The sequence below is a fragment of the uncultured Alistipes sp. genome (assembly GCF_949296715.1).
Classification (GTDB): domain Bacteria; phylum Bacteroidota; class Bacteroidia; order Bacteroidales; family Rikenellaceae; genus Alistipes.
Map to the genome: position 1 here is coordinate 48,791 of NZ_CASFQD010000018.1, position 24,792 is coordinate 73,582.

The window sequence follows — 24,792 nt, forward strand, 5'->3', positions numbered from 1 at the left end:
AAAAGTAGTCAAATAAAAAATTTTTACCTATTTTTGGGGGTTCAATCGCACACATTGTCTATGTCATTGAGAAAGGTCATTCTCGCCGCGGCACTGCTCGTCGCCACGGCCGGTGCAGCCCGGGCACAGGAAGTCCTCGCAGGCGCCGACTTCGACACACGCTTCGACAACCGGGAATACGCCAACAACGACTTCAACGAGTCGCAGACCCTGTTCAGCGCCCGCCTGACGCCCTACGTCGGCATCGAGTGGGAGCGCAAGAACCGGCTGGTCTTCGGTGTCGAGATGCTCCAGCACTTCGGGCAGTACAATGCCGAGGGCGACCGCTTCCTGACCGACATCAAGCCGCTGATGTACTACCAGTTCCGCACCGCGGCGGTGCAGGCCAACGCAGGTATCTTCAACCGCAGGGAGCTCATGGGCGACTACTCGCGCGCCTTCTTCAGCGACTCGACGGCCTTCTACCACAACCGCATGGCGGGCTTTCTCGGGCGTTACGTCAGCTGGCGCGACAAGACCTACATCGAGTTGGCCATCGACTGGGAGGGCATGTACTCCGAGCAGTCACGCGAGATGTTCCGCATCCTCTCGGCCGGACGCTACACGACGCTGCCGGGCTTCTACGTCGGCTACGCCTTCTCGATGTTCCACTTCGCCGGCTCGAAGCTCAACGAGAATGTCACGGACAACCTCCTGCTGAATCCCTATGTGGGCTGGGAGCTGGGTGAACGGCTCGGGCTCGACATCCGCGCCGGGGCGCTCTTCGCGCCGCAGCGCGCCCGGAGCGTCGACCACGAGTGGAAAAAGCCCTGGGGCGGCCAGCTGGACGTGGTGCTGACCACCTGGTGGGGACTGAAGGTCGAGAACAACCTCTACCTGGGCGAGAACCTGCAACCGCTGCGCAACCTGGTGGCCAATCCCACGCTGGGGCTCACCTACGGCGCCGACGGCCTCTATGCCGGCGAGAGCTTCTACGCCACGACCGAGCACATCTACAACCGCACGTGGGTGGGCTTCGACCGCCGCTTCTTCCACGACACGCTTCAGGTCGAGGCCGGCATGGTCTTCCACTGCGACGGCACGGGGCTCGGCACGCAGCAGGTCGTACAGCTCTCCGTGGCGATCGACAAGGTATTCCACCGCGGCGGTCCCCATCACCGCCACGGGCACAGATAACGGACAACAAACAAAAGAACGCACACAAGCAATATGGCAAGCGAAACCAACGAAACACCCCAGAAGTCGCTGAACTTCCTCGAAGAGATCATCGAAGAGTCGATCGCCAAGGGCGAAACCCGCGTACAGACGCGCTTCCCGCCCGAGCCGAACGGCTACCTGCACATCGGCCATGCCAAGAGCATCTGCATCAACTTCGGCCTGGCGAAGAAATACGGCGGCAAGTGCAACCTGCGCTTCGACGACACGAACCCCGTCAAGGAGGACGTGGAGTATGTCGATTCGATCAAGCGCGACATCCACTGGCTCGGCTTCGACTGGGCCATCGAGCGCTATGCGTCGGACTACTTCGACCAGCTCTACGAGTGGGCCGTCGTCCTCATCAAGAAGGGGCTGGCCTACGTCGACGACCAGACGCAGGAGCAGATCCGCGAGAACCGCGGCACGGTCTCCGTACCGGGCACGCCGTCGCCGTGGCGCGACCGCAGCGTCGAGGAGAACCTCGACCTCTTCGAGCGGATGAAGAACGGCGAATTCCCCGACGGGTCGAAGGTCCTGCGCGCGAAGATCGACATGGCCCATCCGAACATGCTCTTCCGCGACCCGATCATGTACCGCATCATCCACGCCACGCACCACCGCACGGGTGACAAGTGGTGCATCTACCCGATGTACGACTATGCCCACGGGCAGAGCGACTCGATCGAGCGTATCACCCACTCGATCTGCACGCTCGAATTCGACGTACACCGCCCGCTCTACGACTGGTTCATCCAGGCGCTGGACATCTACCCCTCGCACCAGTACGAGTTCGCACGGCTGAACCTCACCTACACGATGATGTCGAAGCGCAAGCTGCTCAAGCTCGTGCAGGAGGGCGCCGTCATGGGCTGGGACGACCCCCGCATGCCGACGATCTGCGCCCTGCGCCGCAAGGGCTACACCCCGGCCTCGGTGCGCAACTTCGCCGAGATGGTCGGCGTGGCCAAGCGCGACAACGTCATCGACCTGGCGAAGCTCGAGTTCTGCGTGCGCGAGGACCTGAACAAGGTCGCCGAGCGCCGCATGGCCGTGCTGAACCCGCTCAAGGTGACGATTACGAACTACCCCGAGGGGAAGACCGAGCTCTTCACCGCGGTGAACAACCCCGAGGACGAGGCTGCCGGCACGCGCCAGGTTCCCCTCTCGCGGGTGCTCTACATCGAGCGCGACGACTTCATGGAGAACCCGCCCAAAAAGTTCTTCCGCCTGCAGCCGGGCGGCGAGGTGCGCCTGCGCTACGCCTACCTGATCAAGTGCGAGGAGGTCGTGAAGGATGCCGAGGGCAACATCACGGAACTGCGCTGCACCTACGACCCGATGTCGGGCAACGGCTCGTCGAGCGACGGCCGCCGCGTGAAGGGCGTCATCCACTGGGTGTCGGCACAGGATGCCGTGGAGGCCGAAATCCGCCTCTTCAACCCGCTCTTCACGAAGGAGAACCCCGACGACGTGGAGGAGGGCCAGACCTGGGAGGACAACCTCAACCCGGAGTCGATGGTCAAGATCACGGGCTATCTGGAGCCGTCGCTGCGCGAGATTCCCGTCGGACAGGCCGTGCAGTTCGAGCGCGTGGGCTACTTCTGCCCCGACACCGACTCGACACCCGAGCACCTGGTCTTCAACCGCACCGTCACGCTCAAGGACTCCTGGGCCAAGATCAACAAGTAACCCCGAGCCTTGGGCTCAAGACGGAAACAGGCGGAGATTCGCACGAATCTCCGCCTGTTTCATGTTTTCGGGCCGGACATGTCATTCGGATGCCTTCGCCGGCGATACCGGAGCACCGTCTTTTCGCAGGGGAATCCTGTAGTTATATTCGTGGATTTCCCCATGAATCCAGACAACATCCCATACCGACGCCTCCCGGAAGGCCTGGCAGGCCCGTTGCACCAACGGATCGGAGGGGTCCGTGATGCTTGACTCCTCGGTAGAGAGTGTAGCTCTCTTGATTCGGGCCGGACGTCCCGTGGAATCCGGAACAAACCTCACGGAGAGAAGCACTTGCGAAGGCAGCGAATCCGTGGGGCCAAGCCGGTCGAAGGCCTTGGAAACCCGGCGGACATTCTCCTGTGTATCTGGGCAGCGCTTGCTCCTCCAGTTTCTGAAGGAGCGGATGTCTCCGACACGGCCTGCCTCGACGGTGGCGGTCCACTCCTCCTCGAAAAAATTGCGATCCCAGACAAGAACGACTTTCCCCCGGCCGTAACATATCTCGCCGCTGAACCACGACGCGCGGACACGCCCCTGCTCGGCCTGCCCCGGGAAGAGTTCCTCCGCCGTAAAAAGAGGTTTTCCTTCACAGGTCACCAATCGGTCAAGCCACAGCTGCCCCTCCTCCAATCGCCAATAACCGATGTAGCCGCGCCAGCATGCCGAACAAAAGAGGGTATCGACCTCATTCATGCGCTCTTTGAGACGCGCCTGCGTCGCACGGTCGGCCATGTCCAGCGGCTGGACAAACAGGTGCATCGTATCGCGGCCCACGATCAACTGTTCGGGGAACTGCATCGTGGCGAATGACGGCATCGCAAGCCACAGCGCCGCCAACAGCAAAAGAATCCGTTTCATATCCAGTCGATTTTGGTTGGTATGGAATAAAGATACGATTTTTCCACCGGTCCGGCAACCGCACCCGCAAAAAAACGGGCAGAGACCGGCAAGCAGTCATCCCGCAACAGCCGGATATTCGCCGCGGCACGGCCAATGCATCCTGTACGGGAAACTCCGGCAAGAGCCATTCCGTCGACGGAGACTCCTCGCATGAAAACAGATAAATCCAAAACATATAGTTAAAATAAATTAAACATTTATTGCATATTATTAAAAATAGATTTAACTTTATGCAACAAAACACGCTATCCCATGGACCGCAAAACAGCCGTAAAACGTCTTCCGACCTCCTGCCCTGCGTGCGGAGGGGCTCTTCACGTGCAGACACTCGCCTGTGCGGAGTGCGAAACACGGATCGAAGGGGCATTCCCTCTTCCGGTTTTTCTGCTGCTGACGGCAGGAGAACAACAATTTATCCTCGATTTCGTGGCGTGCAGCGGCTCGCTCAAGGAGATGGCCTCGCGACAGGGATTGAGCTACCCCACCGTCCGCAACCGGCTCGACGAAATCATCGAACACCTCAATACGCTGCAACATGAAAAATATCAGGAAAATCGCTGACCCGTTCAACTACTGGTCCGGAGAGAAGACCCTCGCCGTCGGAGCCGTCGGATGGATCGTCATGGCGGCGATCAACCGTCTCGGCGGGCAGACCACGCGCGGCGTCGTCTCGTCGGGATACGCCGACCTCACCTTCCTGCAGGCGCTTTGCCAGATTCTCGCCGCCTGGCTCGTGCTCGCCACGCTGCTCTACATCGCGGCCCGCCTGCTGTCGAAATCCCGCATCCGGGCGGTCGACCTCTACGGCAACCAGTTGCTCGCACGCCTGGCCCTGCTCCCGATCCTGCTCGTCGGGGCTCTGCCGCCGCTGCGGAATGCCGCGCTGCAACTGACCGAAACCACGCCGCTGGAACTTGCAGCCAATCCCCCGGTCGGCCTGCTCTGCTTCGGGCTGGCCTCACTCGTATTTCTCATCTGGTTCTACGCCTGGAGCTACCGGGGATATGCCGTTGCCGCCAACCTCAAGGGATGGAAGGCCGTTGTCAGCTACATCGTCTGCTACGTGCTTGCCGAGGTCCTCGGCGGCTGGTGCACGGCCTGGATCGCCGAATGGTGACACGCCGGCAACAATGAAAAAGGAGAGGAGTGCAGGCAGCTGCACTCCTCTCTTTCTTGTTCTACTTGTCGGCACATCGGGTTCCTTTCCTGCAAAAGCCGCCGCAGCCGGAAATCACATCAGCTCACCGAACACCCGCCGGCCCAGCAGGTAGCGCAGGAGGATCGAGCCGCGGTAGATATACCGGGATTCGGACTTGCGGGCCCCGCGGATCGCCCGCCGCTTGCGGGAGAGTGCCCCGTGCCAGCGCAGGAAGTCGCGCCATGCCCGGAAGACGGCCCGGAAGTTGTCGGCACGCCCCTGCACGAGGTACGACAGCGCCGCCAAGAGGTCCAGCGCCGGACGCAGGAGGGCCACCAGCACCCGCTGCCCCGGAGACGAGCACTTGTAGAGCATCGCCAGGTTGTTGCGGTGGTTGTAGAAGACCTTGGAGGGGGTGTCGGTCTGGAGCGTGCCGCCGCCGAGGTGGTAGACCCGGCTTTGGGGCACGATCCGCACGCGGTAGCCCGCCAGCTGCATGCGCCAGCAGAGGTCTATCTCCTCCATGTGGGCGAAGAAGTCGTCGTCGAAGCCCCCCAGCGCATGGAAGACGTCGGCCCGGCAACAGAAGGCCGCGCCGCTCACCCAGAACAGGTCGCGCGCATCGTCGTACTGCCCCCGGTCCTCCTCCACCGTGCGCAGGATGCGCCCCCGGCAGAAGGGATAGCCCAGAAAGTCAATGTAGCCGCCCGCCGCACCGGCATATTCGAAGCGGCTGCGGTCCAGCCACGAGATAAGCGTCGGGGCGACGGCCGCGACGTCGGGATGGCGCTCCAGCGTATCGAGCAGCGGCCCGAGCCACCCCGCGGGGGTCTCGACATCGGAGTTGAGCAGCACATAGCAGTCCGCCTCGATCTGCTCCAGCGCCCGGTTGTAGCCTCCGGCAAAGCCGTAGTTGCGGTCCAGCCGCACGACGCGCACCGTCGGGAACTCGGCGGCAAGCAGCGCCAGCGAGTCGTCGGTCGATCCGTTGTCGGCGACGACGACCTCCACGCCCGACGGCGCCGTCTGCACGACGCTCGGCAGGTAGCGGCGCAGGTGGCCGGCTCCGTTCCAGTTGAGTATGACGATTTTAACGACTGACATTCGGACGTTTGTGTTTCCAGCGGCGGTGCGACCACATCCACAGTTCGGGCTGTTCGCGGATCATCGCCTCCAGACGATAAACGTAACGCTCCGTGATTTCGTATGCGGCCACCTCCTCCTCACCGTCATAAATCTGCTCGAACGACATCTCGTAGCGGCCCCGCTGCACGCGGCGCATCCGCACGAAGAAGACCGGCAGATGGCAGCGCAGCGCGAGTTTCTCACCGCCGTCAAAGAAAATCGTATCCTGATTCAGGAAACGGAACCAGTGGCTGTCGGGCCGCTTGGGCGGATTCTGGTCGGCAATAAGACCCATTACAAGATTCTTGCCGTCGACGCCCCGCTCGCGGTTGCGCAGGTAGAAACGCAGGCTGTCCTTCATCGGGACGGTCATCGCACAGTCCGAATTGCGCAGCCGCTGGTAGAGTTCCTCCATCACGGCGCTGCGCAGCGGATGGTAGACCGCCACGAGCATCTGCGAACGTTCGTACAGTCCCCAGTAGGAGCTGTACTCCCAGCAGCCGTAGTGGGCCGAAAGGGCGATCCAGTCGCGTCCGTGCACGGCTGCGCAATGTGCGTCGAGATCCTTCACGGTGAGCACCGTGCGGGCCTTCTCCTCGCTCATGTGGGCCATGTTGATCGTATCGACGAATATCTCGGCCAGCGTCCGGTAGAAGCGGCGGCGGATCACGGCGAGCTCCTTCTCGCTCTTCCCGGGGAAGGAGTTGCGCAGGTTGCGCCGCACGACCTTCATGCGGTAGCGCAGGCAATAGTAGAGCAGCACGAAGAGCAGGTTCTCGACCACGTAGTACTTGAACCAGTAGGGCATCATGGCAAACAGACGCGATGTCTGCCACAGACACTCCAGCCATACGCGCTGCGCGACGTTCAGTTCATTGCTCCTCATGCGTCCGGCGGGGTCAGGGTTCGACGAAAAGCTTGACATTCGCCACCTTGGTCCGGATGCGGAGCCACTGCGCCAGCGTCGTGCGGTCGATCGAGTCGCCGGGGTTGCGCGGCGTCACCACGCAGACGAGCGTCGTATCGAGGGGCTCTCCCCCGACGTCGAACGTCACGCCCTTGGTGAGCGAGATGGCCCGCACGACGGGCATCATGGCCCCCACTTCGCGCGAAATGTCGTCCACCTCGACATCCGTAACGCGGTAACGGCGCAGCTGGGCCGTCATCTCGCCGATGCGGCGGTTCTTCTCCTCGAGCAGCTCCGTATAGCTCTGCTGCAGCGACGCCACGTCGACGCGGTCGGCCGTATTGGCCTGCCGAACGACCAGTTCGGCCCGCTCCAGCCCGAAGCCTGCCAGCTGCGCCCGGGCATTCTCGATCACCTCGTCGTCGAGGGGTTCGCCGAGCAGCAGTAGCTCGATCTGCGAGGGGTGCTTGCCGCGCGCATAGTGCTTGTTGCACTCGATCACGCGCGTATTGGGGAAGTTGAAGACCTGCGCCACGTATTTGTCGGCCGTCGCCTCGAAAAGCGACACGCGGACCATGTGGAAACCGATGATGACGCTCGGGATGAAGGTCACGAGCGTGATGGCCATCATCAGGCGCTTGACGTTGCGCTCGCGCACCTTGTCGATGAAGACCTTTTTCTCGTACTTGAGGAAGCGCACCACGAGGTAGGTGGCCAGGGCGATGAAGACCGAGTTGATGAAGAAGAGGTAGAAGGCCCCGAGGAAGAAGCGTATCTGCCCCGTCGCCAGGCCGAAGCCGGCCGTGCAGAGCGGCGGCATGAGGGCCGTGGCGATAGCCACGCCCGGGATAACGGTCGAGGTGCGGTCCTGCCGCGTCTGCGCCACGATGCCCGCCAGACCGCCGAAGAAGGCGATCAGCAGGTCGTAGGTCGTCGGCATGGTGCGGGCCAGCAGCTCGCTGCTGTTCGACGAGAGGGGCGAGATGAAGAAGTAGGTCGTCGCCGTGATGATCGCCACGATGAACATCAGCGCGAAGTTGCGCAGCGACTTTTTCAGCAGGTCGAAGTCGTTGATGCCCAGCGAAAGGCCGACGCCCATGATCGGGCCCATGATCGGCGAGATCAACATCGCGCCGATGATGACGGCCGCCGAGTTGACGTTCAGACCCAGCGACGCGACCATCGCCGCGAAGATCAGCACCCAGAGGTTCACGCCCCGGAACTCGACGCCTTTCGAAATCGAGGCCACGACCTCGTCGCGCTGCGCCGTATCCTCGTCGAGGCTGAACCGGTCCTTGAGGAACTCGCGCACCTCGCCGATCCAGGTCGAGAAGGCGCTTTTTGCCGGTTCCGTATCGTTCGTTTGAGGTTTGTTTTCCATCTCTTCCATGTTGTTTTTTATTCGGATTCAGAAATCGTTTCACCCTCCGTATCGCACCCGCCACGAAGACGCTTCGCGCGGGGTTTCCCGGCCACGACGAGGACAAACTCCCCGCGGGGCTCCGTCTGACGGAAATGTTCGAGCACCTCGGCCACCGTGCCGCGCACGGTCTGCTCGAAATGCTTGGTCAGCTCGCGCGACACCGAGACGGGGCGGTCCGCACCGAACGTCTCGGCAAACTGCTCGAGGCACTTCACCACGCGGTAGGGCGACTCGTAGAAGACCATCGTCCGCTCCTCGTCCGAGAGGGCCTGCAGACGGCCCGCACGCCCCTTCTTCTGGGGCAGGAAGCCTTCGAAGCAGAAACGGTCGCACGGGAAGCCGCTCTGCACGAGCGCCGGAATCAGCGCCGTGGCACCGGGCAGCGTCTCGACCTCGATCCCCTCTTCCACACACGTGCGCACGAGCAGGAACCCCGGGTCGGAGATGCCGGGGGTTCCGGCGTCCGAGACCAGCGCGGCGTTGCGGCCCGCGGCAATCGACTCGGCGACCAGGCGGACCGTGGCGTGCTCGTTGAACTTGTGGTGCGAATAGAGTTTCTTCTCGATGCCGAGGTGGCGGAGCAGCACCGACGTCGTCCGCGTATCCTCGGCCAGGATGAAGTCCACCTCACGCAGGACATTGATTGCCCGCAGGGTGATGTCGTCCAGATTCCCGATGGGCGTGGGTACGATATAGAGTTTTGCCATGAAGTTATGCGAATTTGCGTTCGAGCAGCTCCATGAGGAGCTTTGCGCCGTCCGAATTGGCATTCCAGGCGTAGTGCTCGGCAATGTAAATCATGCAGTCGTCGAGGTTGTCGAAGGCGTTGAGCGCCCGGATGGCAATCTCGTAGGAGGCGCCGTCGCCGCCGAACAGGTCACGGATCATCAGGAACTTGTCGTTGATGCCGATCGCCCGGCGCAGGTCCGTGACGGGCTCGCTGCGGCGCAGTTCCGACGCGATGTCGCGCGGCGGGGCAATCGTGTCGGCCAGCGTCTGCACGTCGTGGTTGATGACCTCGCCCAGCACGGCGCCGCTGCGCGGTGCGCTCTCCGGCGTCGGGATAGCTGCCGAGTCGTCCCCGGCAGGCTCCGCCGCCGGTTCCGGCTCTCCGGCCTTCGGGGCGGAGGCGTTTTCGGGCTCCCGTGCAGCCGCAGGGGATGCGGCTTCCGGCGCGGCCTGCGTATCCGGTGCCACGGAGATATCCACCACGGAAAAGACGTCATCGTCCGACTCCGCCGCGGCATCCGCGGGCGTCGTCCGTGCAGCCGGCGCCTCCTCGACCGCAGGCGCCGGAGCGGGCTCCGGAACGACGGGCTGTGCGGGTCGGGGCGATGCGGACTGCGAGGTCGTATCGTAATCGTAGAGCGACATGATGACGCGCTGCTTGTGGCGGTGCCGCACGATCGGCTCCTCCAGTCCGAAGAGCGTCGGCGCCACCCGTGCGGAAGATGCCCGCGCCGAGACATGCTCTGCGGCAGGTTCGGATGATGCGGCGGGCTCTTCAGCCGGCCCCGCAACAGCCGGAGTATGCTCCGCGCCGGAAACAGCAGGCTCTGCCGGAGCAGATGGTTCGGCGGGAGCGGACGGTTCTGCCGCCGACAGGACAGTCTCTTCGGCCGGCCCCGACGGAAGCTCCGCGGCAGGCTCGGATACCGGTTCCGCAGCGGGGTTCTCTTCCGGCTCACCGGCAGGTTCCGGCGCCGGTTCTTCAATCGGTTCTTCAGCCACCGGTTTTTCAGCCGTTTCCTCGACCGGGGCAAGGTCCACGAGGGTCAGCTCCCCGATCTGCGGATTGCCGCTCTCCTCCCCTTCCGCAGCCGGGCACTCCGCCGCGGTCGCTCCGGCCAGCGGGGCTGCCGGTTTATCGGCAACCGGGACAGCCGGTTCACTCCAATCGGGAATCTCCTCCGCAACCGGCTCCTCCTCTGCGGCTTCCGACGCCGCGGCTTCGGGCGCCGCAAATGCGGCCTCGGGTTCTCCGGCAACAGGTTCATCCGCAACAGGTTCGTCGGCAACGACGGCTTCGGCGACGGGTTCATCCCCGGGATATTCTCCGGCAGTCGCTGTCAGCGGCAGTCCGTCGGCAACGGTTTCTGCGGAGAAGGGCTCATCCGGCACCGGCGCCCCGGCTCCGGGCGTGTCCGCAACCTCCCGCTCGTCGTCCGCGGCCTGCGGTTCGTCGCCCGCAATCTCCTCGTCGGAGAGCGCCCCGAGCGAGAGCATCTCACCCAGATCGATTGCGACGGGCAGGGGCACCTGTTCGGCCTCCCCGTCCGCCGCGGGGGCCGCGCCGCCGAAGCGCAGCATCTCGTACAACGTCCGCAACTTCTCGAGCGCCAGGTCGCGTTCGACGGCAGGTATTTCGTCCGGCCCGCTCCACCCCTCGACGAGGGCGGTCAGGCGGTGCAGTTCCGTGCGAAGGCTTTTCAACTCCATCATCGTGTCAACTTTTGCAGCCAAAGATACGAATAAAGCGCCTTACGACAAAACAAAGCGCCCGATAATTTCCATTCGGCGCCCTTCGGGGCGGATCCGGAGGAAATAAGCGCGAAAAAGACCGCTTTCCGGCACGCGAAAGGTACGCGGAGCGAGAAAATTCGTATCTTTGCACGACAATCCGACGAATAATTTAATTACGAGATAAGAATGGCTTTACAATGCGGCATCGTGGGCCTGCCCAACGTGGGCAAGTCGACGCTTTTCAACTGCCTCTCCAACGCAAAGGCCCAGGCGGCCAACTTTCCCTTCTGCACGATCGAGCCCAACGTGGGCGTCATCACCGTGCCCGACCAGCGGCTCATCCGCCTGGCCGAGATCGACAACCCCAAGCGCGTGATCCCCACGACGATCGAGATCGTCGACATCGCAGGACTGGTCAAGGGCGCCTCGAAGGGCGAGGGGCTGGGCAACAAGTTCCTGGGCAACATCCGCAACACGAACGCCATCATCCACGTGCTGCGCTGCTTCGACAACGGCAACATCACGCACGTCGACGGGTCGATCGACCCCGTGCGCGACAAGGAGATCATCGATACGGAGCTGCAGCTCAAGGACCTCGAGACGGTCGAGAACCGTCTGGCCAAGACGCAGAAGGCGGCCACGTCGGGCGGCGACAAGCAGGCCAGGCGGGCCGTGGAGCTGCTGTTGCAGTACAAGTCCGTGCTGGAGCAGGGGCGCAGCGCCCGCACGGTGGAGCTCGAGAAGGAGGACCGCAAGCTGGTCGCCGACCTGAACCTGCTGACGGACAAGCCGGTGCTCTACGTCTGCAACGTCGACGAGCAGAGCGCCGCAACGGGCAACGCCTACACCGAAGCCGTGCGTGCGGCGATCGCCGACGAGAAGGCCGAGATGCTCGTCATCGCGGCGGCCACCGAGGCCGACATCGCCGAGCTGGAGAGCTACGAGGAGCGGCAGATGTTCCTTGAGGACCTCGGGCTCAAGGAGTCGGGCGTGGCGCGCCTGATCAAGTCGGCCTACAGGCTGCTCAACCTCGAGACCTTCTTCACGACCGGTGCCGACGAAACCCGCGCCTGGACCTACGTCCGCGGCATGAAGGCCCCGCAGACGGCCGGCATCATCCACACGGACTTCGAACGGGGCTTCATCCGCGCCGAGGTCATCAAGTACGACGACTACGTCACGCTCGGCTCGGAAAAGGCCTGCCGCGACGCCGGCAAGATCGGCATCGAGGGCAAGGAGTACGTCGTGCAGGACGGCGACATCATGCACTTCCTGTTCAACGTCTGACCCCGGGCCGCAGAGGCGGACACACCCCGGGCAACGGGTAACCAACGGCAACCAACCACCAAAATCCACGGATATGAAAAACAGCAGGTATCTCATTCTGGGCCTTGCGGCCATCGTCTGCGCCGTCGTGCTCGGCCGCGCCTACACCTACAAGTTCCGCGCCCAGGACACGATCGTCGTGACGGGGCTCGGCGAGACGGAGTTCACGTCGGACCTGATCGTCTGGTCGGGGGCCCTCACGGCCGAATCGCAGGACGCCGCGACGGGCTACGCCCGCATCGAGGACAACAAGGAGAAGGTGCGCCGCTACCTCATCGAAAAGGGCGTGCCCGAGGAGGCCGTCGTCTTCGAATTCGTCAACGTCGAGAAGCTCTACACGCCCGTCTACAACGCCAACGGCAACTGGGCCGGGCAGCGCTTCACGGGCTACGGGCTGCGGCAGCGCTTCACCGTGGAGTCGCGCGACGTGGAGACCGTCGAGCGCGTCTCGCGCGAGATCTCGTCGCTCATCGCACAGGGGGTCTCGATCGAGGCCTACGCCCCGGACTACTACTACACGCAGCTCGATGACGTGAAGATGGGACTCATCGAGACCGCCTCGGCCGATGCCCGCATGCGGGCCGAGAAGATCGCCGCGAACGCCGGGACGAAGATCGGCCGCGTGGCGTCGGCACGTATGGGGGTCTTCCAGATCACGGGCGCCAACACCAACGAGGAGTTCTCGGCCGGCGGGTCGTTCAACACTTCGTCGCGCCAGAAGAAGGCCCGCATCACCATGCGCATCGAGTACCGGGTCAAATAACCGCACGGCCCCGCCGGAAGGTCCGGCCCCGAGGTCCGGTGAAGACCGGAACGCCCGGCAGGGACCGAACCACCCGACAAAAACCAAACAGCCCGGCAGGGACCCGACAACCCGGCAAAAACCGAACCGCCCGGCAGAAACCCGACAGTCCGGCGACACGGGCGGCAGAAATAGCCCTGGCAGTAGAAAAACCCCGGGCGGCAGAAAGAGCCCCGAGCAACAGAAAAAGAAAATTCAATATTCAAAACACGATATGGAAAGACCTGTTCGGGTGCGCTTCGCACCCAGCCCCACCGGACCGCTGCACATCGGCGGCGTCCGCACGGCACTCTACAACTACCTCTTCGCCCGCCAGCACAAGGGCACGATGATCCTCCGCATCGAGGATACCGATTCGCAGCGCTTCGTGCCGGGCGCCGAGGAGTATATCATGCAGTCGCTCAAATGGTGCGGCATCGAGATCGACGAAGGCGTCGGTGTCGGCGGCCCCCACGCCCCCTACCGCCAGAGCGAGCGGCGCGAAATCTACCTCAAATATGCCCTGCAGCTCGTCGAGGCGGGCTGGGCCTACTACGCCTTCGACACGGCCGGGGAGCTCGATGCCCTGCGCCATGAGGCCGAGGCGCGCGGCGAGGCCTTCGCCTACAACTACACGGTGCGCGGGCGGCTGGCCACGTCGCTGGCCCTGCCGGCCGAGGAGGTGCGCGCACGCATCGACCGCGGCGACCAGTGGGTCATCCGCTTCAAGATGCCCGAGAACGAGGTGGTGGCAATGGACGACCTGATCCGCGGCCACGTCGAGGTCAACACCTCGACGCTCGACGACAAGGTGCTCTACAAGTCGGCCGACGCGCTGCCCACATACCACCTCGCCAACATCGTCGACGACCACCTGATGGAGGTCTCGCACGTCATCCGCGGCGAGGAGTGGCTGCCGTCGCTGCCGCTGCACTACCTGCTCTACAAGGCCTTCGGCTGGGAGGATTCGCAGCCCGCATTCGCCCACCTGCCCCTGCTGCTGAAGCCCACGGGCGGCGGCAAGCTCTCGAAGCGCGACGGCGACAAGATGGGCTTCCCGGTCTTCCCGCTCTTCTGGAAGAGCCCGGCGACGGGCGAGACGGCCCGCGGCTACCGCGAGGACGGCTACTTCCCCGAGGCATTCATCAACATGCTGGCGCTGCTGGGCTGGAACCCCGGCACGGAGCAGGAGCTCTTCACGATGCAGGAGCTCATCGACCACTTCTCGCTCGAGCGCGTCTCGAAATCGGGCGCGCGCTTCCAGCCCGACAAGGCCCGCTGGTTCAACGCCCAGTACATGCACCGCAAGACGGACGCCGAGCTGGCCGCCGTCTACCAGCCGATCCTGCGCGAGCACGGCATCGAGGTGCCGGACGAGGTGGCCGGACGCGCCGCAGGCATCATGAAGGAGCGCGCACAGCTCGTCACCGACCTCTGGGACCTGACGTCGTTCTTCTTTGTCGCCCCGACCGAGTACGAGGAGAAGCAGGCGCGCAAATACTGGAAGGGGCAGAACCCCGCCATCCTGCGCGAGCTGCGCTCCGTGCTGGAGGGGATCGACGACTTCTCGCTCGAGAACACCGAGCGCATCGTCCACGCCTGGATCGAGGAGAAGGGCTACGGCATGGGGCAGGTGATGAACACGCTGCGCCTGGCGCTCGTGGGCGCCGGCAAGGGCCCGGGCATGTACGACGTGACGGCATTCATCGGCAAGGAGGAGACGCTGCGCCGCATCGACAACCTGCTCGCAAACCTCAAACCCGCGGATGCGGAGTAGCATGGTAACGATCGAACAGCATGTCTGGGGCATGACCCCGGAGGGCGAGGCAATCATCCTCTACACGCTGACCAACGGGCAGGGGGCGCAGCTGCGCCTCTCGAACTTCGGCGCCGCGATCGTCTCCCTCACGATGCCCGACCGCGAGGGCCGCATGGCCGACGTGGTGCTGGGCTACAAGCATCCCGAGGGCTACTTCTACGACGGGGCCGCCGCGGGCAAGAGCGTGGGCCGCTGCGCCAACCGCATTGCGGAGGGGCGCATGACGATCGACGGCGAGACCTATGCGCTGGAGATCAACAACGGCCGCAACCACCTGCACGGCGGGACGAAGAACTTTGCCAACCGCGTCTGGGAGAGCCGCGTGGAGACCAACCGCGTGGTGATGTCGCTCCTCTCGGAGGACGGCGACCAGGGCTACCCGGGTGAGCTGAACGTCGAGGCGGTCTTCGACTTCGACGACGACAACGCCGTGGAGATCACCTACCTGGCCCGGACCGACCGGACGACGGTCGTGAACCTCACGAACCACGTCTACTTCAACCTCGCGGGCGAGGCGAGCGGTTCGGTGCTCGACCACGAGCTGCGCCTGAACGCCTCGCAGGCCCTCGAGATGAACCAGTGGCAGATTCCCACGGGCCGGCGGCTCGACGTGGCCGGCACGCCGCAGGACTTCCGAGAGTTCCGCACGTTCCGCCCGGGCATCGACGCGGAGTTCAACCACATCCGCGACTTCAAGGGCTACGACCATCCGTTCGTCATCGACGGCTGGCAGCCCGACATTCTGGGCGAGGTGGGCACGCTGCGCGACCCGCAGTCGGGCCGCAAGGTCGACATCCTCTCCTCGCAGCCGAGTGTGATGGTCTACACGGGCAACTGGCTTGCGGGCGGATGCCCCGAGACGAAGTCGGGCGGCCGCTACGCCGACTACGCCGGCGTGGCCATCGAGTGCCAGAACTTCCCCGACGCGGTGAACCACCCCGATTTCCCGTCGCCGCTGCTCCGCCCGGGCGAGCTCTACTGCCAGAAAATCGTCTTCCGCTTCGGCGTCTGCTGACACCGGAAGAAGAAAAACAACCCTACGTATGCGGGGCCGGAATCAGTGTTCCGGTCCCGCATGTTTTATCCGGCTCTGCTGCGTTGTGGCCACGGCGGACCGGCGGTCATTCGGGCAGTCCGTGGGCGGAGATGTATGCGAGGATCTCCTCGCGGCGCGCCCGGGGCGTGACGTTCTGCCGGACAACCAGCAGGTACGAGCGGCGTATCTGCTCGCGGATGAAGGCGTCGGGCAGGTCGGAGGCCGTCGGCACGGCATTCCAGTGGCGCTTGTTGAAGTGGGGCGCCGTCGTGATCTCGGGATGGCGCTCGCGCAGCAGCAGCGCCTCGTCGGGATCGCACTTCACGGCGACCCAGCCGAATTCGACCATGTCGGCGCAGGCATACATCCTGCCGCCGATCTTGTAGACCAGCGTCGTCTCGTCGAAGGGCGTACACTCCTCGGTCAGGGGCAGCGACAGGCAGTAGTCACGGAACGTCAGCACATCCATACGGAATCTGTTTTTGCGTAAAGATAGCCATTTTTCCGTTACATCCCGCCGCAGCACGGCATTTCGGCAACCGCCTGCCGCCGCAAGCGGCCGTCATCGACCCCTCATCGGCCTGTCACGGCCCAACCGCTGCGGCCCGTCACGTTGGTACGGCATTTGCAACGAGGAGAGCAGGTAAAACCAAAAATCAGCAAAACATGAAAAAATTTCTCCTCATCGTCCCCGTGCTGGCGCTCTTCGCCGCGGCATTCGTCGGCTGCACACAGCAGCAAAAGTGGAACCACGAACAGCGCAAGGCCATGCGCGAAGCGCTGCGCGACTACCGGAAGATGGTCTATCTCGAAGACCTGACCGACCCTGAATTCGTGCTCTTCACCGACGAGGTGGCCAACACGCTCGAAGGCAGCTACCCCGTCTACACGACCTTCATCGAGATGGAGGGCGTGAACGACACGGTCGACATGGTCGTCGTGACGACGATCGTCGAAGAGCTCGACGCCGACGCCCGCAACATGCGCCACATCTTCCCCTACGACTACCTCGTGGCCGAGGGGGTTCTGCCCGAAGGGCTCGACCTCGGGCAGCAGCACGCCTTCTACAACTGCCTGGCGGGCAAGGTCAACGACACCTACGCCTCGACCATGCAGTTCTTCAACGCCATCCTGGCCGACACGACCGACCTCTCGCAACTCCGCCAGCTGGAGACCCAGTGCGCCAACGACCTCTTCGGATGGGTCGTAACGGAGGTCGACATCATCGAGGAGGACTGATCCGCGCCTCTTCCCGCCATAAAGACAAGCGGGGGTGCCGTCCATTTGACGGCACCTCCGCATTTTGCGTATGCACCGGATCACTTGTCGGCAAAGAGCGACCGGGCGATGCCCAGCTCCAGGCCGCGCAACTCGGCCAGGCCGCGCAGACGGCCCAGGCACGAATAGCCGGGGTTGGTGCGCTTCTTCAGGTCGTCGATCATCTGGTGCCCGTGGTCCGGCCGCATCGGAATCGAGACCTTACGCCGCTGCTGCACCTCCAGAAAGGCCTTCATCACCTCGTACATCGGCACATCGCCCTCGAGGTGGTTCGCCTCGTAGAAGTTGCCCTCGGCATCGCGCTGCGTGGAGCGCAGGTGTACGAAATTGACGCGGTCGCCCCAGCGGCGCATCATCCCCGACAGGTCGTTCGCCGCCGAGACGCCGAGCGAACCCGTGCAGAGGCACAGTCCGTTTGAGGGGTTGGGCACGGCCTCGACCAGCCGCCGGAAATCCTCCTCGGTGGACATGATGCGCGGCAGGCCGAGGATCGGATAGGGCGGATCGTCGGGATGGATCGCCAGCACGGCACCGACCTCGTCAGCCACGGGGGCGATCTCGCGCAGGAAGGCGATCAGGTTGCCGCGCAGCGTCTCGGCATCGACGTCGCGGTAGCGGTCCAGTTCGTGCTGGAACTGCTCGAGCGTGAAGCTCTCCTCCGAGCCGGGCAGCCCGGCGATCATGTTGCGCGTGATGAGCTCCTTCTCGGCGTCGTCCATCCGCTCATAGCGGGCGCGCGCCACGGCCTGCTCCGCCTCGGTGTACTCGCGCCCGGCGCTGGGGCGCTTCAGGATGTAGAGGTCGAAGGCCATGAAGGCCGCCCGCTCGAAGCGCAGAGCCCGCGAGCCGTCGGGCAGCTCGTAGGCGAGGTTCGTGCGCGTCCAGTCCAGCACCGGCATGAAGTTGTAGGTGATGACGCGGATGCCGCATGCCGCGAGGTTGCGGATCGACTGCTTGTAGTTCTCGATATAGCGCCGGAAGTCGCCCGTGCGGGTCTTCATGTGCTCATGCACGGGGACACTCTCGACGACCGACCAGACGAGGCCCGCATCGGCGACCGTCTGCTGCCGGCGGCGGATCTCCTCGATGCTCCACACCTCACCGTTGGGAATGTGGTGCAGCGCCGTCACGATGTCCGTGGCGCCGGCCTGCCGGATGTCCTCCAGCGTGACGGGGTCGTTGGGTCCGTACCACCGCCAGGATTGCTTGCAAAGATACATGGTCCGTGCGTTTTAGATGGAGAAGGCGTCGAAACCGCCGTCGACGACGGCCAGCGCCCCCGTCACGAACGACGAGGCGTCGCTGATCAGGTAGTGGATCGTACCGAGCAGCTCCTCGGGCTCGGCGAAGCGGCCCGCGGGCGTGTGGGCGATGATCGTCCGCGCACGGTCCGTGTAGGAGCCGTCGGGATTGGTCAGCAGCGCCCGGTTCTGGTTCGTGAGCAGGAAGCCCGGGACGATGGCGTTCACGCGCATCTCGGGGCTGAACTTCATGGCCAGTTCGGCGGCCATGTACTTCGTGTAGTTGCCGATGGCGGCCTTCGCGGCGCCGTAGCCCACCACGCGGGTCAGCGGACGCAGCGCCGACTCGGAGCAGAAGTTGACGATCACACCCTTCCTGCGGGCCGTCATGGCCTCGCCGAAGACGGTCGTCGGCAGCACCGTACCGAAGAGGTTGAGATCGACGACACGCCGGAAGGCGTCGATCTCCAGATCGAGAAACGTCTTGTCGGGGGCGATCGTCGCGCCGCCCATGTTGCCGCCCGCGGCATTGAGCAGCACGTCGATGTGGCCCCAGTCGCGCAGGATCGTCTCGCGGTTCGAGACGAGCACGTCGCGGTTGAGCACGTCGGTCACGAGGAACATCGCCTCGCCGCCCGCTTCGCGGATCGAAGCCACAAGCTCCTCGCCCGCCTTTTCATCGCGGTCCAAGATGACCACGCGCGCGCCCTGTTCTGCCAGATAGCGGCAGATCGAACGCCCCAGAATGCCGGCGCCGCCCGTTACGACGACAACCCGGTCCCGAATGTCAAACAGATTTTTCATGGTTAATATATGTTGGTTCTGTAATAGCCGATGTTCTCCCTGAGCAGGATGTCGATGGGCATGTTGTTGACCTGCTCGACCCGCGAGACGCCCGTGAGGTGCTCGTACAAGGCCCGCACGGCATAGTAGCCCTGCGCCTCGGGACGCTGGGCGATCAGCGCCGTGACGACGCCCCGGCGCAGCATCTCCTCGTTGCGCGGGATGACGTCGTAGCCCACCAGCCGCACGTCGCACCGCCCGCTCGCCGCGAGGTAGCCGCCCAGCAGGTGGCACGTCGAATTGAAGGTCACGGCCCCGGCGATGCGGGGATTCTCCCCGAACAGCGCATCGAGCTGCTGGCGGTTGTACTCCTCGTCGCGGATGCGCAGCCGCACATCAAGCAGCCGCCCCCGGAATCCCGCCGCGGCGAGGTAGTCGCGGAAGCCCCGCTCGCGGTAGCGGCACTGGTTCGAGCCGCCGTCGCCCGCATGCACGACGCTGCCCACGACGATGTCGGCATCCGCGGGGATGCGGTCGGTCAGCAGCCGCGCCGCCACGGCCCCCGCGTCCGACGACGCGGTGCCGAAATAGGCCAACCGGTTGCACTCGGGGATATCCGAGTCGACGAAGACATAGGGAATGCCGCGTGCGTCGAGCTCGCGCGTCAGGGGCACGACCTGCTCCGCGAAGAGCGTGGCGATCACCACGCCGTCGACCGCTTCGGTGCGGAGCGTGGCGACAACCTCGCCGAACGAAGCCCTGTCGTACTGGTCGAAGCGGCATTCGCGCAGCTCGAAGTTGTAGCGGGCGGCCTCGGCGGCGGCCCGCTGCACCCCCTGCTCGACATCGGCCCAGTAGTCGCCCTCCGAGAATTCGGGGATGACGACCCAGAGCGTCTGCCGCCGGCCCGATGCCAGCGAACGCGCAAGCAGGTTGGGCCGGTAGTCGACCTCGCGGAGCACCTCGTTGATGCGGGCGAGGTTCGCGGCCGAGACCTTGCCGCGGTTGTGAATCACGCGGTCGACCGTCGCCACGGAGACCCCCGCCATGCGGGCGATGTCCACGATGCGGATGTTGGAAGGGATATGCGGTTTGTCGTCCATCGTACAGTCGGGTTTTGCCGAATACGTCCGTGTTGCTGTCCGCCGGCGCCGCGTGCCTGGCGTTTCGACGCCCGCACGGAAACCGGCCCATACCGGGGAGCGCCGGATCGGCCCGACCCTACCCCGCCGCATCCTGAAGACGGGAGCCGACCCGCCTTTGTCGAAGCCCGGCCTTCGATCTCCGAATGCGCACTGCAAAACTATGCAATTATTTTCAAAAAACCAAGTGTGTGCGCACACATCTTTATTTTTTCACAAAAAAAGAGAAGCTGAAGCTTCTCTTTTCATGCCTAACTTTTCCGCACAGCCGCGGAAACGGATTGTTCGGACCCGGAATTCGGCACTTCCATCCGACCGCCTGAAAAGCCGGGCGCCCCTATGCCTCCGGACGAAGGTCCCGGCAATCCCGGAGGGAGTTTCGCGCCCCGGACAGCAGCTCGCTATTCGGACGCACCTTTTGCCTTCCGCCCGTCCCTTCGTGCGGGGGCCACGGCCTGCGCAGCCCCGCCCGCACACTGCTCCGCAGCATGCCGCTCGTAGAACTCGCGCGCCACGACGATGCGGATCGCCTTGTGGAGCACCGAAAATTCCAGCGGCGTCTCGCCCAGCAGCTCGCCGTCGGCCTCGACCGAGACCTCGGGCGAGGATTCGATGCGGATGCGGCTGCCGCGCTCCTGCAGGATGTGGCGGATGCGGTAGATGCCGCCGTTGAAGAGGTAGCGGAAGCGGAAGAGGATGTGCCAGAAGTGGATCGGACGGATGAGCGACAGGTCGAGCTGCCCGTCGTCCGCGACGGCTTCGGGCAGCTGCTGCATGCCGCCGCCGTTGAACTTGCAGATGCCGATGGCGATCGAGAAGAGCAGGTTGTTGTAGACCAGCCGGTCGTCGACCCACACCTTCACACCCGTCGACTTGTAGCGGAAGTAGGACTTCACCAGGCACCACGTATAGCGCCAGCGGCTCTTGTGGCCCTTCTTCTTCAGGTGCGAGAGCTTGCGGATGACCTGCGCGTCGAAGCCCACGCCCGCGACATTAGCGATGTAGCGGCTCTGACGGTAGTGCGACTCCTCGTAGGAGACCACGCCGACATCCTGCAGGAAGGAGTAACCCTCGCGGATGGCCCGCACGGCGTCGCGGTAGCGGTTCGAGATGCCGAACGTGCGCACCCAGTCGTTGCCCGTGCCGACGGCCACGACGGCCAGCAGCACCTCGTCGGGGCGCACCTCCTGCTGGATGAACAGCCCGTTGACCACCTCGTGCAGCGTGCCGTCGCCGCCGACAACGATGATGCGGCGGTAGCCCTGCCGGACGGCCGTGACGGTGAGCTCCGTGGCGTGGAACTTGTGCTCGGTGAAGACCGGTTCGCAGGGTATGCCGGCATCGCGCAGGTGTTTCGAGACCTGCGGAAAATGGTCAAGCCCGCGGCCGCCGCCGGCCACGGGATTGACGATGACAAACCATTTCGATCCGGGATTTTCCACAGCGCCTACTTTTCGGGAATGTTACGCAGCGTCTGCACCAGGAAGTCGTAGAACTTCGCCACCGAGGCAATCTCGACCTTCTCGTCGGGCGAGTGGGGGTAGCAGATCGTCGGGCCGAACGAAATCATGTCCAGCGCCGGATACTGGCTGCCGATGATGCCGCACTCCAAACCGGCATGAATCGCCGTGACGGTGGGCCGCGTGCCGTAGAGCTGCTCATAGGAGGCGGTCATGGCCTTCAGAATCGGCGACTCCATGTTGGGGTTCCAGCCGTTGTAGCTGCCCGAGAGCTCGACCTCGGCGCCCGCCAGCGTGAAGAGCGCCTCAAAGGCCGCGCCGAGCGCCTCCTTCTCGGAGTTGACCGAGCTGCGCAGCAGGCTTTGCAGCTTTACGCTGCTGCCGTCCGAGACGACGCGCGCCAGGTTCGAGGAGGTCTGCACCAGCCCCGGCATGGCCGTCGACATGCGCTGCACGCCGTCGGGGCACGCCACGACGCACTTCGTGAGTTTCACCGCCAGCTCCGCGGGCAGCATCTGCACGGGACGCTCGCAGCGCGCCGCCCCGATCGAGATACCCTCCTCGATGCCGGCGAACTCCGCACGCACGACCTGCTCGTAGGCCTTCAGCGCAGCGACCAGTTCGTCGTAACGGGCCGCATCGACCAGCACGACTGCCTCGGCCTCGCGCGGAATGGCGTTGCGCAGGCCGCCGCCGTCGACCGAGCAGAGCGTCAGCTCGGGATAGGCATTCAGGAAGCGGAAGAGCAGCTTGTTGGCGTTGGCGCGCTGGCAAACGATCTGGATGCCCGAGTGTCCGCCCTTGAGACCCCGCACCGTGATGCGCACGGCCGCACGGCCGTCGTCGGGCGTGGAAACCGGAGTGTACGGGAAGGCGATGTTGACGTCGAGACCGCCCGCGCAGCCCACGTAGAGTTCGCCCTCGGTCTCGGAATCGAGGTTCAGCAGGATGTCGCCCTGCAGTAGCCCCGCCTTCAGGCCGAAGGCGCCGTCCATGCCGGTCTCCTCCGTGGCGGTGAAGAGCGCCTCCAGCGGACCGTGCTCGAGCGTGTCGTCCTCGAGCACGGCGAGGATCGCCGCTGCACCGATGCCGTTGTCGGCCCCGAGCGTCGTGCCGTCGGCCGTCACCCACCCGCCGTCGATGTAGGCGTCGATCGGGTCCTTTTCGAAGTCGAAGACCTTGTCGTTGTTCTTCTGCGGCACCATGTCGAGGTGCGCCTGCAGGATCACGCCCTTGCGGCCCTCCATGCCCTTCGTGGCCGGTTTGCGCACGTAGACGTTGTGCGCCCCGTCCTCGCGGCACTCCAGCCCCTTCGCGCGGGCGAAGTCGAGGATGTAACGGCGAATCTGCTCCTCATGGTGCGAGGGGCGCGGGATCCGCACGATTTCGGCAAAGTGTTTCCAGACGAGCGCCGGCTTGAGCGCCGTTAAGTTTCTGTCCATGTCTATTCTTTTTTAAGGTTCCGTATTTCATCATTTTCCGACGCCGCAGGCTCCCCGGCGGCATGCTCGAAGGCCTCGACGATGTGTTTCACGAGCGGGTGGCGCACGATGTCGCGACGGTCAAACTCCACGATGCCGATGCCGTCGACCCCGCGCAGCAGCTCCATCGCCCTTACCAGTCCGCTGTCCGCCTTGCGCGGCAGGTCGACCTGCGTGACGTCGCCCGTGACGATGAAGCGCGCGTTGCGGCCCATGCGCGTGAGAAACATCTTGATCTGCGAGAGGGTCGTGTTCTGCGCCTCGTCCAGGATGACGAAGGCGTTGTCGAGCGTGCGGCCGCGCATGTAGGCCAGCGGGGCGATCTGCACGGTCCCCTCCTCCATGTACTTCACCAGCCGGGCCGGCGGGATCATGTCGTTGAGCGCATCGTACAGCGGCTGCAGGTAGGGGTCGAGCTTCTCCTTCATGTCGCCGGGCAGGAAGCCCAGCTTCTCGCCCGCCTCGACGGCCGGGCGCGTGAGGATGATGCGCCGCACCTGCCGCTCCTTCAGGGCGCGGACCGCCAGCGCGATGGCCGTATAGGTCTTGCCCGAGCCGGCGGGTCCCACGGCGAAGAGCAGGTCGTTGCGCTCGTACAGGCGCACGAGGCGCTGCTGGTTGACCGTGCGGGCGCGGATGATGTTGCCGTTGTTGCCGTAGACGATCACGTCCTTGTCGACCGGCGCCTCCGCAAGGGCCGTACTCCCGGCGAAACACTGGTCGACGACCTGCGAGGAGATGTGTCCGTACTTTATGTAATAGGCCACGAGCCCCTCCATGCGGCGCGCGAAGAGCTGCGTCTCGGCCTCCGGGCCCAGCGCCTTGAGCGTCGAGCCGCGCGCGACGATCTTCAGCGTCGGGAAAAACGACCGTATCTGCTCGAGATAGGCGTCCTGCGGCCCGTAGAGTTCGCGGGGATCGACCCCTTCGATAAGAATTTCCTTGCCGACTGCTTCCGTCATGATCTAAAAGAGGTATCCGAAGGAGAGTGCGACGTTGTACGAGCGGAGCTTGTCGAGCTTGCGTCCGTCGGGCAGCACGACGTCGTGCTTGGCCCGGAACTGTCCGTTGAAACGCACATCCACGAGCAGGTGGCGCAGCAGCGCCACGCCCGCACCCACCGTATAGGAGAGCGAGGGACGCACGCGGCCGAAGTCGATCAGGTCGCCGCCCGTCTTCTGCTTGCAGTCGTTCATCACCGTGAAGACCGGACCCGCATAGACCCGGAAGGGGCTGAGCAGCCGCAGCGACACCAGCACCGGCACGTCGATCGAGTTGGACTTGAGGTTCAGTTCATCGCCGCCCTCGGGACGGATGCGGAGCCCCTGGCGGACATAGAGAATCTGCGGTTCGACGGCGATGATGCCGACCTTCAGGGCGGTGACCATGCCGACCTGCCAGCCCATTTTGCTCCGCACCTCCGCACGGCTCATGTCGGTCGAGAAGTTCGGGACGTTGATACCGCCGATCACACCCCACTCCAGCCGCAGGCCGGGCAGTTGCGCCGAGGCGGGCAGCGCACAGAGGACGAAAAGTACGATGGTGATGATTTTACGCATAA

General features: G+C 64.3%; 23 protein-coding genes. 9 read left to right on the plus strand and 14 right to left on the minus strand.

Going from position 1 to position 24,792, the window contains the following annotated elements; genetic code table 11:
- Nucleotides 1-60: 60 nt before the first annotated feature.
- Nucleotides 61-1,176 carry a hypothetical protein gene (locus Q1Y33_RS02840; RefSeq protein WP_300798069.1) on the plus strand — a complete coding sequence of 372 codons (1,116 nt, stop codon included), beginning with the start codon at nt 61-63 and terminating at the stop codon, nt 1,174-1,176.
- Between the two features lie 33 nt (nt 1,177-1,209).
- Nucleotides 1,210-2,886 carry a glutamine--tRNA ligase/YqeY domain fusion protein gene (locus Q1Y33_RS02845; protein WP_300798071.1) on the plus strand — a complete coding sequence of 559 codons (1,677 nt, stop codon included), beginning with the start codon at nt 1,210-1,212 and terminating at the stop codon, nt 2,884-2,886.
- Between the two features lie 81 nt (nt 2,887-2,967).
- Here the strand turns inward: Q1Y33_RS02845 and Q1Y33_RS02850 are convergent, their stop codons facing one another.
- Nucleotides 2,968-3,786 (minus strand): hypothetical protein, encoded by an 819-nt coding sequence (locus Q1Y33_RS02850; RefSeq protein WP_300798074.1) that lies wholly within the window; start codon nt 3,784-3,786, stop codon nt 2,968-2,970.
- 294 nt (nt 3,787-4,080) lie between these two features.
- On the opposite strand from Q1Y33_RS02850, the gene Q1Y33_RS02855 reads away from it, so the two are divergent.
- Together Q1Y33_RS02855 and Q1Y33_RS02860 are read left to right on the plus strand one after the other, a co-directional pair.
- Nucleotides 4,081-4,389, plus strand: a complete 309-nt coding sequence (locus Q1Y33_RS02855) for a DUF2089 family protein (protein WP_300798076.1) — start codon at nt 4,081-4,083, stop codon at nt 4,387-4,389.
- On the plus strand, nt 4,364-4,945 hold the full coding sequence (locus tag Q1Y33_RS02860) for a hypothetical protein (RefSeq protein ID WP_300798077.1): 582 nt from the start codon (nt 4,364-4,366) through the stop codon (nt 4,943-4,945). The genes Q1Y33_RS02855 and Q1Y33_RS02860 overlap by 26 nt, the downstream gene beginning before the upstream one ends.
- Before the next feature lie 114 nt (nt 4,946-5,059).
- Here the strand turns inward: Q1Y33_RS02860 and Q1Y33_RS02865 are convergent, their stop codons facing one another.
- From Q1Y33_RS02865 to Q1Y33_RS02885, 5 genes are read right to left on the minus strand one after another with little or no spacing between them, the layout of a single operon-like run.
- Nucleotides 5,060-6,070, minus strand: a complete 1,011-nt coding sequence (locus Q1Y33_RS02865; RefSeq protein ID WP_300798078.1) for a glycosyltransferase family 2 protein — start codon at nt 6,068-6,070, stop codon at nt 5,060-5,062.
- Entirely contained in the window at nt 6,057-6,977 is a 921-nt protein-coding gene (locus Q1Y33_RS02870; RefSeq protein ID WP_300798080.1) for a lysophospholipid acyltransferase family protein, read from the minus strand. Before Q1Y33_RS02870 ends, Q1Y33_RS02865 begins: the two co-directional genes overlap by 14 nt.
- A gap of 13 nt (nt 6,978-6,990) precedes the next feature.
- On the minus strand, nt 6,991-8,379 hold the full coding sequence (locus tag Q1Y33_RS02875) for a DUF389 domain-containing protein (protein ID WP_300798120.1): 1,389 nt from the start codon (nt 8,377-8,379) through the stop codon (nt 6,991-6,993).
- Between the two features lie 17 nt (nt 8,380-8,396).
- Nucleotides 8,397-9,128 (minus strand): 16S rRNA (cytidine(1402)-2'-O)-methyltransferase, encoded by a 732-nt coding sequence (rsmI, locus tag Q1Y33_RS02880; protein ID WP_300798082.1) that lies wholly within the window; start codon nt 9,126-9,128, stop codon nt 8,397-8,399.
- Nucleotides 9,129-9,132: 4 nt separating this feature from the next.
- The gene (locus tag Q1Y33_RS02885; RefSeq protein WP_300798085.1) at nt 9,133-10,863 is read right to left on the minus strand and encodes a hypothetical protein; all 1,731 of its coding nucleotides are present in this window, start codon (nt 10,861-10,863) and stop codon (nt 9,133-9,135) included.
- A gap of 207 nt (nt 10,864-11,070) precedes the next feature.
- Here Q1Y33_RS02885 and ychF point away from each other — a divergent pair, with 207 nt between their 5' ends.
- The 4 genes from ychF (at nt 11,071) to Q1Y33_RS02905 (ending at nt 15,825) form a co-directional block, all read left to right on the plus strand.
- Complete coding sequence (gene ychF, locus Q1Y33_RS02890; protein WP_300798087.1) at nt 11,071-12,171, plus strand: redox-regulated ATPase YchF; 1,101 nt, start codon at nt 11,071-11,073, stop codon at nt 12,169-12,171.
- 73 nt (nt 12,172-12,244) lie between these two features.
- Nucleotides 12,245-12,973: an SIMPL domain-containing protein gene (locus tag Q1Y33_RS02895; RefSeq protein WP_300798089.1), complete on the plus strand. Its 729-nt coding sequence runs from the start codon at nt 12,245-12,247 to the stop codon at nt 12,971-12,973.
- A 253-nt stretch (nt 12,974-13,226) separates the two neighbouring features.
- The gene (gene gltX / locus Q1Y33_RS02900) at nt 13,227-14,768 is read left to right on the plus strand and encodes a glutamate--tRNA ligase (protein WP_300798091.1); all 1,542 of its coding nucleotides are present in this window, start codon (nt 13,227-13,229) and stop codon (nt 14,766-14,768) included.
- A gap of 1 nt (nt 14,769) precedes the next feature.
- Nucleotides 14,770-15,825, plus strand: a complete 1,056-nt coding sequence (locus Q1Y33_RS02905) for an aldose epimerase family protein (RefSeq protein WP_300798093.1) — start codon at nt 14,770-14,772, stop codon at nt 15,823-15,825.
- A 106-nt stretch (nt 15,826-15,931) separates the two neighbouring features.
- Here Q1Y33_RS02905 and Q1Y33_RS02910 read toward each other — a convergent pair whose 3' ends face one another.
- Nucleotides 15,932-16,315 (minus strand): MmcQ/YjbR family DNA-binding protein, encoded by a 384-nt coding sequence (locus Q1Y33_RS02910; protein ID WP_300798095.1) that lies wholly within the window; start codon nt 16,313-16,315, stop codon nt 15,932-15,934.
- Nucleotides 16,316-16,512: 197 nt separating this feature from the next.
- Between Q1Y33_RS02910 and Q1Y33_RS02915 the strand changes: the two genes are divergently transcribed.
- The gene (locus Q1Y33_RS02915; RefSeq protein WP_300798097.1) at nt 16,513-17,085 is read left to right on the plus strand and encodes a hypothetical protein; all 573 of its coding nucleotides are present in this window, start codon (nt 16,513-16,515) and stop codon (nt 17,083-17,085) included.
- An 80-nt stretch (nt 17,086-17,165) separates the two neighbouring features.
- Here the strand turns inward: Q1Y33_RS02915 and uxuA are convergent, their stop codons facing one another.
- From uxuA to Q1Y33_RS02950, 7 genes are all read right to left on the minus strand, one after another.
- Nucleotides 17,166-18,344, minus strand: coding sequence for a mannonate dehydratase (uxuA, locus tag Q1Y33_RS02920; RefSeq protein WP_300798099.1), 1,179 nt, complete (start codon nt 18,342-18,344; stop codon nt 17,166-17,168).
- 12 nt (nt 18,345-18,356) lie between these two features.
- On the minus strand, nt 18,357-19,169 hold the full coding sequence (locus tag Q1Y33_RS02925; protein ID WP_300798101.1) for an SDR family oxidoreductase: 813 nt from the start codon (nt 19,167-19,169) through the stop codon (nt 18,357-18,359).
- Between the two features lie 2 nt (nt 19,170-19,171).
- A complete protein-coding gene (locus tag Q1Y33_RS02930) occupies nt 19,172-20,251 on the minus strand; it encodes a LacI family DNA-binding transcriptional regulator (RefSeq protein WP_300798103.1) in 1,080 nt (359 codons plus the stop codon).
- A 440-nt stretch (nt 20,252-20,691) separates the two neighbouring features.
- Nucleotides 20,692-21,732 (minus strand): diacylglycerol kinase family protein, encoded by a 1,041-nt coding sequence (locus Q1Y33_RS02935; protein WP_300798105.1) that lies wholly within the window; start codon nt 21,730-21,732, stop codon nt 20,692-20,694.
- A 5-nt stretch (nt 21,733-21,737) separates the two neighbouring features.
- Nucleotides 21,738-23,192: an aminoacyl-histidine dipeptidase gene (locus tag Q1Y33_RS02940; RefSeq protein WP_300798106.1), complete on the minus strand. Its 1,455-nt coding sequence runs from the start codon at nt 23,190-23,192 to the stop codon at nt 21,738-21,740.
- Nucleotides 23,193-23,194: 2 nt separating this feature from the next.
- Entirely contained in the window at nt 23,195-24,193 is a 999-nt protein-coding gene (locus tag Q1Y33_RS02945) for a PhoH family protein (RefSeq protein ID WP_300798108.1), read from the minus strand.
- Between the two features lie 3 nt (nt 24,194-24,196).
- Nucleotides 24,197-24,790: a porin family protein gene (locus Q1Y33_RS02950; RefSeq protein WP_300798110.1), complete on the minus strand. Its 594-nt coding sequence runs from the start codon at nt 24,788-24,790 to the stop codon at nt 24,197-24,199.
- Between the last annotated feature and the right edge of the window lie 2 nt (nt 24,791-24,792).

Bases quoted from the DNA above. Each gene is read 5' to 3' on its own strand.
- Q1Y33_RS02840 (WP_300798069.1), top strand. From the start codon at position 61: ATGTCATTGAGAAAGGTCATTCTCGCCGCGGCACTGCTCGTCGCCACG.
- Q1Y33_RS02845 (WP_300798071.1), top strand. From the start codon at position 1,210: ATGGCAAGCGAAACCAACGAAACACCCCAGAAGTCGCTGAACTTCCTC.
- Q1Y33_RS02850 (WP_300798074.1), bottom strand. From the start codon at position 3,786: ATGAAACGGATTCTTTTGCTGTTGGCGGCGCTGTGGCTTGCGATGCCG.
- Q1Y33_RS02855 (WP_300798076.1), top strand. From the start codon at position 4,081: ATGGACCGCAAAACAGCCGTAAAACGTCTTCCGACCTCCTGCCCTGCG.
- Q1Y33_RS02860 (WP_300798077.1), top strand. From the start codon at position 4,364: ATGAAAAATATCAGGAAAATCGCTGACCCGTTCAACTACTGGTCCGGA.
- Q1Y33_RS02865 (WP_300798078.1), bottom strand. From the start codon at position 6,070: ATGTCAGTCGTTAAAATCGTCATACTCAACTGGAACGGAGCCGGCCAC.
- Q1Y33_RS02870 (WP_300798080.1), bottom strand. From the start codon at position 6,977: ATGAGGAGCAATGAACTGAACGTCGCGCAGCGCGTATGGCTGGAGTGT.
- Q1Y33_RS02875 (WP_300798120.1), bottom strand. From the start codon at position 8,379: ATGGAAAACAAACCTCAAACGAACGATACGGAACCGGCAAAAAGCGCC.
- rsmI (WP_300798082.1), bottom strand. From the start codon at position 9,128: ATGGCAAAACTCTATATCGTACCCACGCCCATCGGGAATCTGGACGAC.
- Q1Y33_RS02885 (WP_300798085.1), bottom strand. From the start codon at position 10,863: ATGATGGAGTTGAAAAGCCTTCGCACGGAACTGCACCGCCTGACCGCC.
- ychF (WP_300798087.1), top strand. From the start codon at position 11,071: ATGGCTTTACAATGCGGCATCGTGGGCCTGCCCAACGTGGGCAAGTCG.
- Q1Y33_RS02895 (WP_300798089.1), top strand. From the start codon at position 12,245: ATGAAAAACAGCAGGTATCTCATTCTGGGCCTTGCGGCCATCGTCTGC.
- gltX (WP_300798091.1), top strand. From the start codon at position 13,227: ATGGAAAGACCTGTTCGGGTGCGCTTCGCACCCAGCCCCACCGGACCG.
- Q1Y33_RS02905 (WP_300798093.1), top strand. From the start codon at position 14,770: ATGGTAACGATCGAACAGCATGTCTGGGGCATGACCCCGGAGGGCGAG.
- Q1Y33_RS02910 (WP_300798095.1), bottom strand. From the start codon at position 16,315: ATGGATGTGCTGACGTTCCGTGACTACTGCCTGTCGCTGCCCCTGACC.
- Q1Y33_RS02915 (WP_300798097.1), top strand. From the start codon at position 16,513: ATGAAAAAATTTCTCCTCATCGTCCCCGTGCTGGCGCTCTTCGCCGCG.
- uxuA (WP_300798099.1), bottom strand. From the start codon at position 18,344: ATGTATCTTTGCAAGCAATCCTGGCGGTGGTACGGACCCAACGACCCC.
- Q1Y33_RS02925 (WP_300798101.1), bottom strand. From the start codon at position 19,169: ATGAAAAATCTGTTTGACATTCGGGACCGGGTTGTCGTCGTAACGGGC.
- Q1Y33_RS02930 (WP_300798103.1), bottom strand. From the start codon at position 20,251: ATGGACGACAAACCGCATATCCCTTCCAACATCCGCATCGTGGACATC.
- Q1Y33_RS02940 (WP_300798106.1), bottom strand. From the start codon at position 23,192: ATGGACAGAAACTTAACGGCGCTCAAGCCGGCGCTCGTCTGGAAACAC.
- Q1Y33_RS02945 (WP_300798108.1), bottom strand. From the start codon at position 24,193: ATGACGGAAGCAGTCGGCAAGGAAATTCTTATCGAAGGGGTCGATCCC.
- Q1Y33_RS02950 (WP_300798110.1), bottom strand. From the start codon at position 24,790: ATGCGTAAAATCATCACCATCGTACTTTTCGTCCTCTGTGCGCTGCCC.